This window comes from Actinoplanes sp. NPDC051513, assembly GCF_044454685.1.
Taxonomy (GTDB): domain Bacteria; phylum Actinomycetota; class Actinomycetes; order Mycobacteriales; family Micromonosporaceae; genus Actinoplanes.
This window is the reverse complement of sequence record NZ_JBITDW010000005.1, coordinates 150,875-166,547: the sequence shown is the minus strand read 5'-3', so window position 1 is coordinate 166,547 and position 15,673 is coordinate 150,875. Positions and strand designations below refer to the sequence as shown.

The window sequence follows — 15,673 nt, the reverse complement described above, 5'->3', positions numbered from 1 at the left end:
AGCACCTTCGCGGGCTAGCCCGGCCTCAGGCCAGGCCGGCGTCGTGGGCGAGCAGCGCTATCTGCGTACGGTTGCCGAGGTTCAGTTTGGACAGGATGTGGGAGACGTGGGTCTTCACCGTGGCCAGCGTCATGTCGAGCGCCGCAGCGATCTCCGCGTTGTTGCCTCCCCGGCCGACCGCCACCACCACGTCGCGCTCGCGCGGGCTCAGCGCCTCCAGCGCCGCCCTCGCGCGGGCGTACGCGCCGGCCTGCACCGCGACCCGGTCCATCAACCGCCGGGTGATGACGGGCGACAGGATCGGCTCGCCGGCCGCGACCTGCCGGACCGCCTCGGCGATCCGTGCCGGCGGCGTGTCCTTGAGCAGGAAACCGCTGGCCCCGGCGCGCAGCGCGTGCAGGATGTTCTCGTCGGTGTCGAAGGTGGTCAGCACGATGACCTCGGGCGGGCGCGGCCGCGCCCGCAGGCGGCGGGTCGCGGTGATGCCGTCGACTCGCGGCATGCGCAGGTCCATCAGTACGACGTCAGGGCCGTGCGCGTCGGCGGCGGCCGGCACCTGATCGCCGTCGGCGGCCTCACCGACCACCGCGATCCCGGGCGCGCCGTCCAGCATCATCGTCAGCCCGGCCCGCACGAGCGCGTCGTCGTCGACCACGAGCACGCGCACCGGCCGAGTCACGACGGCCACGGTATCAACGCGTGCAGCCGGAACTCGCCGCCGACCTCCTGATGGTCGAGCTGCCCGCCGGCCAGGTGCACCCGCTCGGTGAGGCCGACCAGGCCCGCTCCCCCGGACCAGGCCGGAGCCGGACGCCGCGGCGACAGCCCGTTGCGTACGTCGATCTCCAGCCCCTCGCCGGGCCCGCCGCGCAACGCCACCCGGACCGGCTGCCCGGCCGCGTGTTTGCGGGCGTTGGTCAGGCCCTCCTGGATGACCCGGTACGCGGTGCGGGCCACCGCCGGCGGCGCCTCGGCCGGCTCGTCCACGGTGTCGCGCAGCTGCACCTCGGCGCCGGCCTCACGGGATTCCTCGACCAGCCGCGGCACATCGGTCAGCACCGGCTGCGGGCGGCTGCCGTCACCGTCCTCCGGAGCGTCGTCGCGCAGCAGCGAGATCACCTCGCGCAGCTCCTCGAGCGCCTGCCGCACGCCGGCGCGCACCACCCCGGCCGCCCGGGACAACTGCTCGGGTGAGGAGTCCGGGCGGTACTCCATCGCGCCGGCGTACGTGGCCAGCAGGGACAGCCGGTGCGCGAGGACGTCGTGCATCTCCCGGGCGATCTTGCGGCGTTCCAGCATGCGTGCCTCGGCGACCCGGCGGCCCTGCTCGGCCTCGGCCCGGCGGGCCCGCTCGTGCAGCGAGCCGATCAGCGCCGCCCGGGCCTGCGCCCAGGCGCCCCAGCCGACCAGCGCGCCGTAGCCGGCGACGACCAGCGCCAGCCACCATCCGTACGACATGCCGCCGTGGGATCGCCAGGCGCCCTGGACCGCGTGCGCGGCGATCCCGCCCGCCGCCACCGCGATCGCGACCGGGAAACGCCGGCGCCGCGAGACCTGCACCGCGCCGATCGTTGCCGGTGGTGTCGCCGCTGGTGACACCGCGGCGAGCGCGGTCAGCACGGCCGTGGCGGGAACCGGGCGCCACAGCACCAGCGGTGTCAGCGCCCAGCTGAGCACGCCGGCCACCAGGTCGAGGGCGAAGAGCGGGCCGAGCGCGCGGCCGGTCCACCAGCCTGCGATCGTCGCCGCGATCAGCGCACCGGACGCGGCCAGCGTCGTGGCGACGGCGGTGGCGCCGGGACGGCGGTCGCATTCTTCGGAGCTGTCCACGCCGCGAGACTAACCAGCAGGTGGCGGCGGGCGACACCATCCAAAGTCGTACGCCGGTCATGCTGAGGAAGGCGTCCGCGCGGCCGGCGGCCCGATGTGCGGACCGGCACCGGACCCCGACGCTCATCGGCATGACGAACATGCAGCAGACCACCACCTGGACCACCGCCCGGCGTACGGGCCGCGCCGTCGCGGTCGCCGCCGGGGCGGCGAGCGCCCTGATCCTCTGGGCCGTCAACGACCCGTGGGGCGGCATCGACCTCGCCGTCCGCCAGGGCGGCGACGTCCAGCCCGTGGGGCCGGCCGCCGTCGCGGCCACCGCGCTGATCGCCGGCCTGGCCGCCTGGGCGTTGCTCGCCCTGCTGGAGCGGACGCACGTCCGCCGGCCGGCCCGGACCTACCGGATCGTCGCGTCGATCGTGCTGATGCTGTCGCTGCTCGGGCCGCTGGGCAGCGGCGTCGGCACGAGCAGCAAGCTGGTGCTGCTCGCCATGCACCTGACCGTCGGCGCAATCCTGATCATCGGCCTCCCGCGCTGCCGCTCCAATCGATAGGCGCCGGGTCAGAATCCGCGCAGCAGCTGTTGCAACCGCAGCAACTCCGACGGCGACAGCTCGCTGCGCACCCGCCGGGGGTCGGCGGGGCGGCGGCCCCACAGCAGGAGCAACCGGGCGGCCGGATCGGCGTGCACCGCGGGGCCGTCGCCGGGATCGACCAGCGCGAGCGTCCCCTTGCCGTCGCGCGCCTCGACGAGGAGGTCGGGCTGCCCGGGGCATCGGATCCGGGCCTCGAAGCCGTCGTTCCGGCCGGACAACCCCCTCGCGAGCAGGGATTCCTGGAGCATTCGCACCGAGTGCGCGAGCAGCTCGGGCCGGGCCAGGACCTCGTCGCCCGGGTCGTCGTCGCCGACGAGGTCCCAGCGGTGCACGGCGAACTCCTGGCGCATGTGCAGGACGATCTCCCCGACCGGCATGCCCCAGCCGAGTCCGGGGATCACGGCCGTGGGATCGAGCTGCTCCAGCAGTTTCGTCATGTCCCGCTCGCCGGCCTCCAGCCGGCGCCGCAGCACGGCGTCGTCCATGGCCTGGTACGGCAGGTCCCGCACCGCCCAGTCGTCCACCACGGGGGCGGGTCCGCCGTCGAGGTGGGCCCGGGCTTGCTCGCTGAGAAGCTCGACGCCGGAGACGAGATGGGCCACGACCTCGTGCGCGGTCCAGCCGTCGCACGCGGTCAGGCTGCGGGGCGGCACGCCCTGCAGCGCTTCCAGAAACGAGTCGATCTCCGATGGCGGGTCGACGGCCATGCACTCTCCCGGCTGAACGATCTTGCTCAGGTACGTCTCCGCAGTATGCGCTCCACCGATCGGTTGATGCCCTCCACCGGGTGAGCGACCGCCCGGATCCACCGGCCGCACCGCAGGTCGGGCGATCCGCGCGAGGGGCCTTCGTTGCGACTCTTTTCTCCGTCGAGCGACAACAAGACGGAGGCAAAGAGATGCGCAATGTGGTCTGGCTGATCGGCGGCTACGCCGCGGTCAGCGTGCTGACCCTGGTCACGGTGATCCTGTTCCGCCACGACGCGGCGATGGTCACCCCGGGCGTCTGGGTACGCGGCAGCATCGTGGCGGCAGCGTCGCTGCTCACGCTCTTCTTCGCGGTACGGGCGGAGCGCGGCGACCGGCGGATGCTGCTGCGGCTGCGGATCGTCACGGCGATCATGCTGGTCGCGATCGTGGTGATCGTGGCGCTGCCGGGGGCGTTCCCGGTGTGGTTCCGGCTCGAGCAGGCCATCTGCGGGCTGCTGGTGCTGCCGGTGGTCGTGCGGATCAACCGGCGGCCGGCGGTCCGGCGGTGAGCGGCGTGATCGAGGTCGAGCACATCGCCCACGCCACCCCGATGGGCGCCGCGGTCACCGCCATGCAGGACGCCACCGACGGTCACTGGCCGCACTGGCTCGCCCTCGTCACGCTCCTGGCCTGGGCCAGCGGGGCGGCCTTCGCGGCGGCTAGATTGTTCCGCTGGGAGTAGGTGCGCGATGGAGACCTGGCAGACGGCCTGGGAACAGCGGCAACGGCCGATGGTCACGGTGGTGCCGTACGTGCTGCTGGCCTTCCTGGCCGGCCTGACCGTCGTCTACAAGCACGATCGGCCGGGCTCGCTCGCCATCGACCTCGCGCTCTGCGCGGCGGCCGCGGTGTGGAACCTGGGCTTCTTCACCGTGCACCCGCCGTGGCGCGAGCGGCGCGGCATCATGGGTGTCTTCCTGGCCGGCCTGATCCTCTTCGGGCTGGTCATGGTGATCCGCAACCCGTGGTTCGGCTTCTACTCCGTGGCGCTGTACTTCTATGCGTTCCGGATCATCGGGTGGCCGCGCGAGCTGTTCTTCATCGCCGGCGCCGCGGTGGTGGCCGGCACTGCCCAGGCGACCGGCCTGGACTACCACTCGTGGTTCGGATGGGTCGAGTGGGCGACGGTGGTCGCCGCGAACGTGGTGCCGCTGTGCCTGCTCGCCTGGTTCGGCGAGATCGTGTTCCGCCACCAGAACAGCCGCGAGACCGCGCTGCGCGAGGCTCAGGAGGCCAACGACCGGCTCGCCGCGGCGCTGGCCGAGAACGCGGCGCTGCAGGACCGGCTCGTCGAGCAGGCCCGCGCGGCCGGCGTCCTCGACGAGCGGGCCCGGATGGCCCGGGAGATCCACGACACCCTCGCCCAGGGCCTGACCGGCATCGTCACCCAGTTGCAGGCGGCCGAGCACGCCGCCGGCGAGCCGGCCGCGTGGCGCCGGCACCACGCGGCGGCGACCGCCCTCGCCCGGGAGAGCCTCACCGAGGCCCGGCGGTCGGTGAATGAGCTGCGCCCCGAACCCCTCGAAACCGGCCGGCTGGCCGACGCCGTCGCCGAGGTGGCGGCCAAGTGGTCGGCCCGGCACGGCGTGCCCGCGCAGGTCACCGTCACCGGCGAGACCCGCACGATGCGTCCGGAGGCCGAGGTCGCCCTGCTGCGCACCGCCCAGGAGGCACTGGCCAACGTGGCCAAGCACGCGCCCACCGCCACCCGGGTCGGGCTCACCCTCTCCTACATGGACCAGCAGACCGCCCTCGACGTACGCGACGACGGCCCCGGCTTCGAGCACAGCGGCAACGGGGGCTTCGGGCTGGTGGCGATGCGGCAGCGGATCGAGGCGCTGTCCGGCACACTGCAGATCGAATCGGAGGCGGGGATGGGTACCGGAATCTCAGCGTGCATCCCCGAGGTGCGAAGTGAGTGATCCGATCAAGCTGCTCATCGCCGACGACCACCCCGTGGTCCGCGACGGGCTGAGCGCCATGTTCGCCCGCGACCCGGAGTTCACCGTGGTCGGCGAGGCCTCCGACGGCGCCGAGGCGGTCCGGCTCGCCGAGACCCTCGCGCCCGACGTCATCCTCATGGACCTGCGGATGGCCGGCATGGACGGCGTCACCGCGCTCGGCGAGCTCGCCAAGCGCGGCGTCCCGTCCCGGGTGCTCGTGCTCACCACCTATGACACCGACAGCCACGTGCTGCCCGCCATCGAGGCCGGCGCCACCGGCTATCTGCTCAAGGACGCGCCCCGCGACGAGCTGCTGCGCGCCGTGCGGTCGGCCGCCCGGGGCGAGGTCGCCCTCTCCCCCTCGGTCGCCGCCCGGCTGATGAGCCGGCTGCGCACCCCGGCGCCGACGACCGGCCCGCTCAGCCGGCGCGAGCTCGAGGTGCTGCGCCTGGTCGCGGCCGGGCACACCAACCGGGAGGCGGCCGCCCGGCTGTTCATCACCGAGGCCACCGTCAAGACGCACCTGCTCAACATCTACGCCAAGCTCGACGTCAACGACCGCGCCGCCGCGGTCGCCGAGGGCTACAACCGCGGCCTGCTCACTCCCCCGGGCTGAGCGCCCGCCCCTGCGGCCCGGCGGCCTACCGGAAGGCGGTCGCGAGGAGCAGGATGAGGTCGACGACCTGGTGGCTGTTCTCACCGAGAAGGCGATGTCATGACCCGTCCCGCCGACGTTGTCGAAGACGCCGACACGCGCAGTTGCGGCTGCTGCGGCCGGTCGTTCCCCGCCCAGCGAGTCGCCGAGCTCGGCGTCACCCCCGGCGTGTACATCTGCGCCGGCTGCGCCTTCTGGGCTGCCCGCCGTGCCGGTCTGCTCTCCGCGCTCCGGCAGATCCGGGTCCGGGCCCTGCTGCCCCGCTTCGCCGGACGGGCCGAGGCGCCGTACACCGCCAAGGCCGCGATCCCCATCCTGCCCAGCAGCGACCTCGACCGCACCGCGGCCTTCTACGCCCGAGCCGGGTTCGCCGATGCCGGACGTCACGACGACTACCTGCTGCTGCACAACGACGGCGTCGAGATCCACTTCGCCCGGAAGCCCGCCCAGGACACCTTCACGCCCGGCACGTGCTTCCTGCACGTCGCCGACGCCCTGAAGCTGTGGAAGCAACTGCGCGACCAGGGCGTGGACGGCGTCGGCGACGTCAAGGATCAGGACTACGGGTTGCGGGAGTTCGTCCTCATCGACCCCGACGGCAACCACGTCCGGATCGGCAGCCCTCGGCGCGGGTGACGCCCCGCACCCGCCGTAGAGCGTCCTAGGAACCTAGGCGCTATGGTTCGTGCGGGTTGTCGGTTTACGCTGATCACATGCCCGCCACGACGCGTGACGCACCGGTCGTCCCTCTCGCCCGGCCGCACCGTCCCGTCCTGGTCGCCGGCACCCTCACCGAGCTGACCGGCCCGACCGAGGGCCTGGTCGAGCTGCCGTTGCGGCTGTGGTGGGGCCCGCGGGGCACGTTCGATCTGGCGGAGCCGACCATGCTCGCCTGGATGTACGAGAACGTCCTGCGTGAGGCGATCCGCGTCGGGGAGCTGCGGGCCTACCTGCACGGCCCCACCCTCGTACGCGTCTGGACGCAGTTGAATCTCCCGCGGGCCGTGCGTGCGGCGTGGGAGGCGAGGCACCCCCGGCTGCGCCGCGCCCGATGACGAGGTGAGCGCCGACGACTTCTTCCGCGAGGTCGCCCGGGTGGCGCTGACGGTGGCGGAGAAGCATGGCTTCGTCCTCGGCGGCGGCGTCGCGTGGCTGGTCAACGGCCTGGTCGACCGCCCCACCGAAGACGTCGACCTGTTCACCGACACCGACGGCGGGGTCGCGGCGGCGGCCGGCGAGGTCACCGCGGCCCTGACCGCGGCCGGCTACCGGGTCGCGCGCGAGGAGGGCGACGAGCTGTTCGCCGGCATGGACGACGACCTGCAGGAGTTCGTGGTCAGCGGCGACGGGCGGGCGCTGCGGCTGACATTGTGCCGGCTCGACCGCAACCGCGCGCCGGTGGTGATGGAGCTCGGGCCGGTCATGCACCTCGACGACCTGGTCGCGACGAAGGTGGCCGCGCTGGTCAACCGGCGCGAGGTGCGCGACTACATCGACGTGGCCGCGGCGCTCGACCGCTACCCCCTGGATCGGATCCTCGAGCTGGCCCGGGCCATCGACCCGGCCATCGAACAAGCGGACGTCGCCGACGCCGGCCGCTACCTGGACCGGATCGATGACGCCCGCTTCGCCCTGTATGGGATGGACGCGCCGCAGATCGCCGAACTTCGCGCCCGGCTCAGCGGCTGGCCCCGCGACTAGACGTCGCCGCGGCGCAGCCAGTAGTTCAGCGTGAACGGGCCATGGCCGTACGTCTGGGCGCCACCCAGCGCGTCGCCGACGCCCGTCGTCACCTTCTCGATGCGCAGCTTCGCCTGATCGAAGATCGGCTTGCAGGTCTTCTCGGTCAGCGACAGCGGGTGCATGTGGTCGGCCTTGTCGTGCATGTCGAACGTCAGGAAGGCCAGCCCGTCCGGCTTGAGGTACTGCCGGATGTTGTCGACGATCTGCGGGAAGTCGAAGCAGTGGTCGAGCACATTGATGCTGATCACCAGGTCGGAGCGGCCGACGAGGGGCTCGACGAGCTGCTCGGCCGGCTCCGAGTACACCTCGGCGGCGTCCTTGAGGTCGCAGGCCGGGATCTCGGCGAGGAAGCGGTCGGCGAGGGGCTCGACGACGACCAGGTGCGCGTCCGTGAAGAACTTCGTACGCAGCATGCTCCCGGCCCCGACGTCCACGACCACCTTGTCCGCGTACTGTTCCGGAGTGAAACCGAAGTGGCGCAGCAGCCGGTCGGTCTGGTTCATGAAGTCGGGGGTCTTGCGCCACGTGTCGTTCTTGTGGAAGAGAAATTCGCCCTCCTGCGCCTCGCTCGCCCACTTGTCGCGCGATTCGGTGGTCTTGGCGACCACCGTGCTCGCACCCTTCCGGCCAAGCAGCCGGTTCACCACTCGCCGGAATTCCACCATTGTGCTCATGCGTGGGCACAGTACGGGATCTTGCGGGTTCGGGATCCCCCGACTTGTGAAATTCCACACGTTCTTGAATGGCGATAAGGTTAACGAATCATGACGCTCACGGACCGCCTGCCCGGTACCGCCGACCCCGACGCGGTATTCGACGCCTTCCAGAAATGGGCCACCGAACAGGGCCTCGCCCTGTACACCTCCCAGGAGGAGGCGCTCATCGAGCTGGCCACCGGCGCGAACGTCATCCTCAACACCCCCACCGGCTCGGGCAAGAGCCTGGTCGCGACCGGCGCGCACTTCATCGCCCTCGCGAGCGGGCGCACCACCTTCTACACCGCGCCGATCAAGGCCCTGGTCAGCGAGAAGTTCTTCGCCCTCTGCGCGGCCTTCGGGGCGCACAACGTCGGCATGCTCACCGGCGACGCCAGCGTCAACCCCGACGCCCCGATCATCTGCTGCACCGCCGAGGTCCTGGCCAACCTCGCGCTGCGCGAGGGCGCCGACGCCGACGTCGGCCAGGTCGTGATGGACGAGTTCCACTTCTACGCCGAGCCCGACCGCGGCTGGGCCTGGCAGGTGCCGATCGTCGAGCTGCCCCAGGCGCAATTCCTGCTGATGTCGGCGACGCTCGGCGACACCACGCGCTTCGTCGGCGATCTCACCCGGCGAACCGGGCGCGAAACCGCCGTTGTGGCCAGCGCCGAGCGTCCGGTTCCGCTCCTTTTCTCGTACGCGATGACGCCGTTGCACGAAACCATCGAAGAATTGCTCCAAACGCATCAGGCGCCGATCTACATCGTGCATTTCACCCAGGCTTCCGCGCTGGAACGCGCGCAGGCGCTGATGAGCGTCAACATGGCCACCCGCGCCGAGAAGGACGCCATCGCCACCGCCATCGGCAACTTCCGCTTCACCGCCGGTTTCGGCCGGCAACTGTCCCGGCTGGTGCGGCACGGCATCGGCGTGCACCACGCCGGCATGCTCCCCAAGTACCGCCGTCTCGTCGAGACCCTCGCCCAGGCCGGGCTGCTCAAGGTGATCTGCGGGACCGACACGCTCGGCGTCGGCATCAACGTGCCGATCCGGACGGTCCTGTTCACCGGCCTGTCCAAGTACGACGGCGTGAAGACACGGCTGCTCAAGGCCCGCGAGTTCCACCAGATCGCCGGCCGGGCCGGCCGGGCCGGGTACGACACGCTCGGCACGGTCATCGTGCAGGCGCCCGAGCACGTCATCGACAACGACCGCGCCCTCGCCAAGGCCGGCGACGACCCGAAGAAGCGGCGCAAGGTCGTCCGCAAGAGGCCGCCGGAGGGGACGATCGGCTGGGGCCAGCCCACCTTCGACCGCCTCGTCGCCGCCGACCCCGAGCCGCTCACATCGTCGTTCCAGGTCTCGCACGCGATGCTGCTCAACGTCATCGCGCGCGGCGACGACCCGTTCGCGGCGATGCGGCACCTGCTCACCGACAACCATGAGGAGCCCGGGGCCCAGCGCCGGCACATCCGCCGCGCCGTCGCGATCGCCCGCGCCCTGGTCGCCGGCGGGGTCATCGAGCGCACCTCCGACGGCGTCTACCGCCTGGTCGAGGACCTGCAGCTCGACTTCGCCCTCAATCAGGCCCTCTCCCCCTTCGCCCTCGCCTGCCTCGAGCTGCTCGACCGCGAGGAGCCCTCCTATCCCCTCGACGTCGTCTCGATCATCGAGGCCACCCTGGAAGATCCGCGCCAGGTGATCTACGCGCAGCGCACGAAGGCCCGCGGGGAGGCCGTCAACGCCATGAAGGCCGAGGGCATCGAGTACGAGCAGCGCATGGAGCTTCTCGAGGACGTCACCCACCCGCGCCCCCTGCTGGAGCTGCTCGAAGGCGCCTACGAGACCTACCGCCGCGGCCATCCCTGGGTGGCCGATTACGAGATCAAACCCAAGAGCGTCGTCCGGGACATGTACGAGCGCGCGATGACCTTCACCGAGTACGTCTCGTTCTACGGCCTGTCCCGCTCCGAGGGCCTGGTGCTGCGCTACCTGGCCGACGCCTTCCGCGCGCTGCGCCAGACCGTTCCCGAGGACGCCCGCACCGAGGAGCTGACCGACCTGATCGAGTGGCTCGGCGAGCTCGTCCGCCAGGTCGACTCCAGCCTGCTCGACGAGTGGGAGCGCCTGCGCAACCCCCTCGCGGCCGACGAGGAGGTCCGCCTCGACGACAAGCCGCCCGCGGTCACCCGCAACACCCGCGCCTTCCGCGTCCTGGTCCGCAACGCCCTGTTCCGCCGGGTCGAGCTGGCCGCCCTGCGCCGCTGGGACGAGCTCGGCGAGCTCGACGCCGAGGCCGGCTGGACCGCCGACCGCTGGCAGGACGCCGTCGAGGACTACTTCGACGAGTACGACGAGATCGGCACCGGCCCGTCGGCGCGGGGGCCCGCCCTGCTGCACATCGACGCCGGCCCCACGGCGTGGACGGTCCGGCAGGTCTTCGAGGACCCCGACGGCGACCACGACTGGGGCATCGACGCGACCGTCGACCTGGCCGCCTCCGACGAGGCCGGCGCCGCCGCCGTGGTGGTGACGGCGGTCGGCCCGCACAGCTGATGAGACCGTGTCGGCGGCGGCGCCTCGCCGCTCTCCTCGAGTCGGCGCGACGCGGTGGAGCCGGCTGATGGGCGCCTCGCGGCCCGGGCCCGGCGGTGCGCCGCTCGGCGGTGCGCCGCTCATCGCGCCGCCGCTCTCCCGGCGCCGTCACGCCGTGGCCTTCGCGCTGGCCGCGCTGGGTCTGCCGGTGGTCACGCTGCTCGCGCACCTGTCGCGGCTGGGGCTGACCGGCACCATCCCGCTGTTTCTCGCGGCCGTCGTGGGCGTCGCCCTCATCGGCGGGCTGTGGGCGGCACTGGTCGCCGCGGTGGGCGGGTTCCTCCTGCTCAACTGGTTCTTCGCGCCGCCGCTGCACACGCTGTGGATCGGCACCTGGTCGAACTGGGTCGCGCTCGCCGTCTTCGTGGTCGTGGCCGTCGCCGTGTCGTGGGTGGTGGACCTGGCCGCCCGGCGCACCCGCCAGGCCGACCAGGCTGCCGCCGAGGCCCACACCCTCGCCGCGGTGGCGAGCGCCGTCCTGAGCGGAGGCGACCCGCTGAACGCGCTGCTCCACCAGCTCCGCGACACCTTCGGCCTGACGTCGGTCACCCTCCTTGAACGCGCCCCGGGCGGCGACTGGCACCCCGCGGCCGCCGTGGGCCCGCCATCGGTCCCCACGCCCGGGCGGCTTGACTCTCCCCTTGGGGGAGACCCCAAGCTGGAGTCCGAGTCACACGACAGCGAGGCACAAGCCGGAGAGGAGGACAACGCCGCCAAGCCAGGCGGCAGCAGCCCGCACGCCCGCGCGCACGGCGAACCGGCCGGCCCTCCCCCGGGCCGGCAGACGGAGACGCACGGCGGAGACCCGCACGCCGGCGCGCACGACAAACCGGCCGGCCCTCCCGCGAACCCCGAGGCGGAGACGCACGGCGGAGACCCGCGCGGCGGCGCGCGAGGTGATGAGGCGGAGATCTGGGTGCCGGCGGGCGACGACACGATGCTCGTTCTTCGCGGGGCGGAGCTGGGGGCCGGGGATCTGCGGGTGGTGCGGGCGTTCGCGGCGCAGGCGGCGGTGGCGTTGCGGCAGCAGCGGCTCACCGTGGCGGCCGAGGGCGACCGGGTGCGGACCGCGCTGCTGGCGGCCGTCGGGCACGATCTGCGGACGCCGCTCGCGTCGGCGAAGGCGGCGGTGGCGGGGCTGCGCAGTGAGGAGGTGGAGTTCGACAAGGAGGACCGGGACGAACTGCTGGCCACTGCCGAGGAGTCGCTCGATCGGCTGGCGGGGCTGGTGGCGAATCTGCTCGACATGAGCCGGTTGCAGGCGGGGGCGCTCGGGATGACGCCGGCCGACGTGGGGCTCGAGGACGTGGTGCCGCGGGCGCTGGACGATCTGGGGTCCGAGGGGCGGCTGGTGGTGGTGACGTTGCCGGACGATCTGCCGGCGGTGCGGGCCGACCCGGGGCTGCTCGACCGGGTGCTGGTGAACATCGTGGGCAACGCCCTGCGGTACAGCCCGCCGGGGCGGCCGCCCGAGATCGGCGGGGTGGCGCGCGGCGAGATGGTGGAGCTGCGGGTGGTCGATCACGGGCCGGGGATTCCGCGCGACAAGTGGGAGCAGGTGTTCCTGCCGTTCCAGCGGCTCGGCGATCGGGATGCCCATCGTGGGGTGGGGCTCGGGCTGGCGCTGGCCCGGGGACTTGCCGAGGCGATGGGTGGGACACTGCTGCCGTCGGCGACGAGCGGTGGCGGCCTTACGATGATCTTGTCGATGCCGGCCGCGTCCGGCTCTGCTCCGGGCGTACGCGAAAGCATGTGACTTGATCTTCGAGAGGCCGTCGTGACGCGCATCCTCGTGGTGGACGACGACCCGCAGATCCTGCGGGCGTTGCGGATCAACCTGCGCGCCCGCAAGTACGACGTGGAGGTGGCCTCCGACGGCGCGGGGGCGTTGCACGCGGCGGCGGCGCACCCACCCGACCTGATCGTGCTGGATCTCGGGCTGCCGGACATGGACGGCGCCGAGGTGATCCGCGGGCTGCGCGGCTGGAGCACCGTCCCGATCATCGTGCTGTCCGGGCGCGCGGAGGGAACGGACAAGGTCACGGCGCTGGACGCGGGGGCCGACGACTACGTGACCAAGCCGTTCGGGGTGGACGAGCTGCTCGCCCGGGTCCGTGCGGTCACCCGGCGATCGCACCAGCCGGAGGCGGGCGGGGCGGCGACCGCGACCGTCGGGAGGTACACGATCGACCTGAGCGACCACACGATCACGCCGGACCAGCGGCTCACCCCGACCGAGTGGCAGCTGCTCGAGCACCTGCTGCGCAACCCCGGCAAGCTGATCACCCAGCGGCAGCTGCTGCACGACGTGTGGGGGCCGCAGTACGGGACCGAGACGAACTATCTCCGGCAGTACATGGCCCGGCTGCGACGTAAGCTGGAGGAGGATCCGACCCGGCCGCGGCATCTGCTCACCGAGCCCGGCATGGGGTACCGCTACCAGCCGTGAGCCACGCTCTCGGGTGTTCATCATTCGCCACTCCCGACTGGCGGGCGGCGCGGACACTGGTGGTGCTGCCCCGCCGTCGATAGCCTGGCGGTCGTGGCCGCCTTCCCGGTACCGACCGGCGGGAGAGACTTCGTGTATTCGGACGTGACGACGGCCGACGGGCGACGCCTGCGCTACGAGGCGTCCGGCGACGGCGCCCCGGTGTTCCTGATGCACGGCACGCCCGGCAGCCGCCTCGGGCCCCGCCCGCGCGACAGCGTCCTCTACCGCCTCGGCGTCCGGCTGATCAGCTACGACCGCCCCGGCTACGGCGGATCCGACCGCGACCCCGGCCGGTCGGTCGCCTCCTGCGCCGCCGACGTCGCGGCCATCGCCGACGACCTGGGGATCGCCTCGTTCGCGGTGGTCGGCCGGTCGGGCGGCGGGCCGCACGCGATGGCCGCCGCCGCGCTGCTTCCGGAACGGGTCACCCGCGCGGCGGTCCTGGTGAGCCTGCGGCCCAGCGACGCCGACGACCTCGACTGGTACGCGGGGATGAACGGCGCCAACACCCGCGAGTTCAGCACCGCCCGGCACGACGAGCTCAAGCTGGTCGAGAGCCTGCGGTTGCAGGCCGACCGCACCCGGCGCAGCCCGGGCAGCCTCCTCGAGACGCTGCGCGGCCAGATCAGCGGACCCGACCGGCGGGTGGTGCGCGACGTGACCTTCGAGCGGTTGCTGCTCGAGACGTACGCCGAAGCCATGCGGCCCGGGCCGTGGGGGTGGATCGACGACAACCTGGCGCTGCGGCGCGACTGGGGTTTCCGGCTGCCGGAGATCACCCAGCGGGTGCGGCTGTGGCACGGCGCCGACGACAACGTGGTGCCGGCCAGCCACACCCGGTGGCTCGCCGAGCGGATCCCGCGGGCCGAGTTCGAGATCCAGACGGACACCGCCCACTTCGGCGCGATGGAGATCCTGCCGGAGATCCTGTCGTGGCTGGCGGCCGAGAACGAGCCCGAGCTGGTGGGGGCGCGGCCCGCGAGGCTCTAGCCCGCGAGCCTTTCCAGCCGCTCGTGCAGGTGCTCGACGTACGTCTCCGATTCGGGCTTCATCAGCACGCTGCGCAGGATCCGCGCGCCGCCGGCGTCCGCGGTGATCCCGGGGTGGCGGGCCGCGAAGCGCTCGCCGCCGACGCGCAGGGTGCTGAGGAACACCGGGTCGTCGCGGTCGGTCATGCCCTCCTGGAGAATCCGGGCGCTGGTCGCATCGATCTCCGACAGCGAGCTGCCCGCGAAGTAGCTGACGATATCGAGCTCCGGGGGCTGGTAGAGCCGCAGGCGCGCGGAGCCCTCGATCAGCTCCGCCCAGCGCAGCGCCGCACGCCGGCCCGCCGCCAGCACCCGGCCCAGCCCTTCGCGGGTGGGCGGCAGCAGCTGGAACGTGAGCCACAACCCGGCCGCCGCCGCGCCCGCCCGGGAGCACTCCAGGCTGATCTCGCCGAGGTGCAACTCGTCCGAGGTGAAGTAGGTGTAGGGCGAGTCGTGCACGTAGAAGCGCCCGACCGAGGGGTCGCGAAACAGAACGGCGCCGCATCCGTACGGCTGGAGGCCGTGCTTGTGCGGGTCCACCACGATCGAGTCGGCCTGGGCGATCGCCCGCCACGGCTCGGCGGGCAGACCCTCGGGGCCGTCCGCGCCGGCCAGCAGCGTGAAGAATCCGCCGTACGCGGCATCGACGTGGATCCGTACGCCGTAGCGCTCGCGCAGCGCCAGCACCTCGTGGACCGGCTCGACCGCGCCGAGGCCGGTGGTGCCGGCGGTGACGACGACCGTGCCGATGTTCTGGCGGCGCAGCAGGTCCTCCAGCGCCCCGAGATCCATGCGGCCCAGGTCGTCGGTAGCCACCGACGTGCCCTCCACGCCCAGCACCCGGCACATCCGGCCGTGCGTGTAATGCGCCTCGGCGCTGTAGGCGACGCCCCGGCCGGGGTGCAGCTCGCGGGCGACGAAGAGGGCCTCGAGGTTGGCGATGGTGCCGCTCGTGGTCAGGTGCCCGAGGTGGGTGTCGTAGCCGAACATCGTGGCCAGCTGCTGAACGGCCTCGCGTTCCATCGCGGCCGTGGCCGGGCCGCCGTCGAGGGCGTGGTTGTTCGGGTTGATCAGCATCGCGGCCACGTAGCCGACCACGGCGGCCGGGTGCGGCGGCTTGAGCATCTGGCCCGCGTACCGGGGGTGGAAGAAGGGATAGTTGTCGGTGAGCCGCTCGGTGAAGGACGCGAACGCGGCGGCGAACCGATCGTCGTCGACGGCGAGGGCGGGGTGCGGGTCGAAGGGGCCGAAGGTCCTGGCCCAGTCGGCGTTGGCCCCGGCCGCCTCGGCCAGCCACCTGCTCAGGTCCATCCCGCCCCCTCATTCGGACCCAAATAAGCACGCG

Annotated in this window: 16 protein-coding genes and 2 pseudogenes; 13 read left to right on the top strand and 5 right to left on the bottom strand. The window is 72.5% G+C overall.

The genetic code is table 11. The features are described from left to right. Positions 1-25: 25 nt before the first annotated feature. Together ACIA5D_RS18590 and ACIA5D_RS18585 are read right to left on the bottom strand one after the other, a co-directional pair. Positions 26-688 (bottom strand): response regulator, encoded by a 663-nt coding sequence (locus tag ACIA5D_RS18590; protein WP_396031193.1) that lies wholly within the window; start codon positions 686-688, stop codon positions 26-28. Next, a complete protein-coding gene (locus ACIA5D_RS18585) occupies positions 676-1,830 on the bottom strand; it encodes a sensor histidine kinase (protein WP_396031192.1) in 1,155 nt (384 codons plus the stop codon). Before ACIA5D_RS18585 ends, ACIA5D_RS18590 begins: the two co-directional genes overlap by 13 nt. Before the next feature lie 131 nt (positions 1,831-1,961). Between ACIA5D_RS18585 and ACIA5D_RS18580 the strand changes: the two genes are divergently transcribed. Then, positions 1,962-2,384 (top strand): DUF6069 family protein, encoded by a 423-nt coding sequence (locus tag ACIA5D_RS18580; RefSeq protein WP_396031191.1) that lies wholly within the window; start codon positions 1,962-1,964, stop codon positions 2,382-2,384. An 8-nt stretch (positions 2,385-2,392) separates the two neighbouring features. Here ACIA5D_RS18580 and ACIA5D_RS18575 read toward each other — a convergent pair whose 3' ends face one another. Then, positions 2,393-3,133, bottom strand: a complete 741-nt coding sequence (locus tag ACIA5D_RS18575) for a maleylpyruvate isomerase family mycothiol-dependent enzyme (protein WP_396031190.1) — start codon at positions 3,131-3,133, stop codon at positions 2,393-2,395. Between the two features lie 191 nt (positions 3,134-3,324). Between ACIA5D_RS18575 and ACIA5D_RS18570 the strand changes: the two genes are divergently transcribed. From ACIA5D_RS18570 to ACIA5D_RS18540, 7 genes are all read left to right on the top strand, one after another. Continuing rightward, positions 3,325-3,684 (top strand): hypothetical protein, encoded by a 360-nt coding sequence (locus tag ACIA5D_RS18570; protein WP_396031189.1) that lies wholly within the window; start codon positions 3,325-3,327, stop codon positions 3,682-3,684. A gap of 5 nt (positions 3,685-3,689) precedes the next feature. Next, on the top strand, positions 3,690-3,857 hold the full coding sequence (locus tag ACIA5D_RS18565) for a hypothetical protein (RefSeq protein ID WP_396031188.1): 168 nt from the start codon (positions 3,690-3,692) through the stop codon (positions 3,855-3,857). Between the two features lie 7 nt (positions 3,858-3,864). Then, positions 3,865-5,097 carry a sensor histidine kinase gene (locus tag ACIA5D_RS18560; RefSeq protein ID WP_396031187.1) on the top strand — a complete coding sequence of 411 codons (1,233 nt, stop codon included), beginning with the start codon at positions 3,865-3,867 and terminating at the stop codon, positions 5,095-5,097. Further along, the gene (locus ACIA5D_RS18555; RefSeq protein ID WP_396031185.1) at positions 5,090-5,734 is read left to right on the top strand and encodes a response regulator; all 645 of its coding nucleotides are present in this window, start codon (positions 5,090-5,092) and stop codon (positions 5,732-5,734) included. The genes ACIA5D_RS18560 and ACIA5D_RS18555 overlap by 8 nt, the downstream gene beginning before the upstream one ends. 99 nt (positions 5,735-5,833) lie before the next feature. Beyond that, a complete protein-coding gene (locus tag ACIA5D_RS18550) occupies positions 5,834-6,409 on the top strand; it encodes a bleomycin resistance protein (RefSeq protein ID WP_396031184.1) in 576 nt (191 codons plus the stop codon). A gap of 77 nt (positions 6,410-6,486) precedes the next feature. Continuing rightward, a complete protein-coding gene (locus ACIA5D_RS18545) occupies positions 6,487-6,828 on the top strand; it encodes a hypothetical protein (RefSeq protein WP_396031183.1) in 342 nt (113 codons plus the stop codon). 4 nt (positions 6,829-6,832) lie between these two features. Further along, the gene (locus tag ACIA5D_RS18540; RefSeq protein ID WP_396031182.1) at positions 6,833-7,474 is read left to right on the top strand and encodes a nucleotidyl transferase AbiEii/AbiGii toxin family protein; all 642 of its coding nucleotides are present in this window, start codon (positions 6,833-6,835) and stop codon (positions 7,472-7,474) included. Here the strand turns inward: ACIA5D_RS18540 and ACIA5D_RS18535 are convergent. Next, on the bottom strand, positions 7,471-8,190 hold the full coding sequence (locus ACIA5D_RS18535; RefSeq protein ID WP_396031181.1) for a methyltransferase domain-containing protein: 720 nt from the start codon (positions 8,188-8,190) through the stop codon (positions 7,471-7,473). The two genes, ACIA5D_RS18540 and ACIA5D_RS18535, sit on opposite strands and share 4 nt — an antisense overlap. Before the next feature lie 90 nt (positions 8,191-8,280). Between ACIA5D_RS18535 and ACIA5D_RS18530 the strand changes: the two genes are divergently transcribed. The 5 genes and pseudogenes from ACIA5D_RS18530 (at position 8,281) to ACIA5D_RS18510 (ending at position 14,290) form a co-directional block, all read left to right on the top strand. After that, positions 8,281-10,770 (top strand): DEAD/DEAH box helicase, encoded by a 2,490-nt coding sequence (locus ACIA5D_RS18530; protein WP_396031180.1) that lies wholly within the window; start codon positions 8,281-8,283, stop codon positions 10,768-10,770. Between the two features lie 67 nt (positions 10,771-10,837). Then, positions 10,838-11,230 (top strand): annotated as a pseudogene (locus tag ACIA5D_RS18525) (DUF4118 domain-containing protein); the annotation flags it as partial. Positions 11,231-11,725: 495 nt separating this feature from the next. Next, positions 11,726-12,565: pseudogene (locus ACIA5D_RS18520) on the top strand (sensor histidine kinase); the annotation flags it as partial. A gap of 21 nt (positions 12,566-12,586) precedes the next feature. Further along, on the top strand, positions 12,587-13,258 hold the full coding sequence (locus ACIA5D_RS18515) for a response regulator (RefSeq protein WP_396031179.1): 672 nt from the start codon (positions 12,587-12,589) through the stop codon (positions 13,256-13,258). A 93-nt stretch (positions 13,259-13,351) separates the two neighbouring features. Beyond that, complete coding sequence (locus ACIA5D_RS18510; protein ID WP_396031178.1) at positions 13,352-14,290, top strand: alpha/beta fold hydrolase; 939 nt, start codon at positions 13,352-13,354, stop codon at positions 14,288-14,290. On the opposite strand, the gene ACIA5D_RS18505 is transcribed toward ACIA5D_RS18510, so the two are convergent. Next, entirely contained in the window at positions 14,287-15,639 is a 1,353-nt protein-coding gene (locus ACIA5D_RS18505; protein ID WP_396031177.1) for a pyridoxal phosphate-dependent decarboxylase family protein, read from the bottom strand. The two genes, ACIA5D_RS18510 and ACIA5D_RS18505, sit on opposite strands and share 4 nt — an antisense overlap. Between the last annotated feature and the right edge of the window lie 34 nt (positions 15,640-15,673).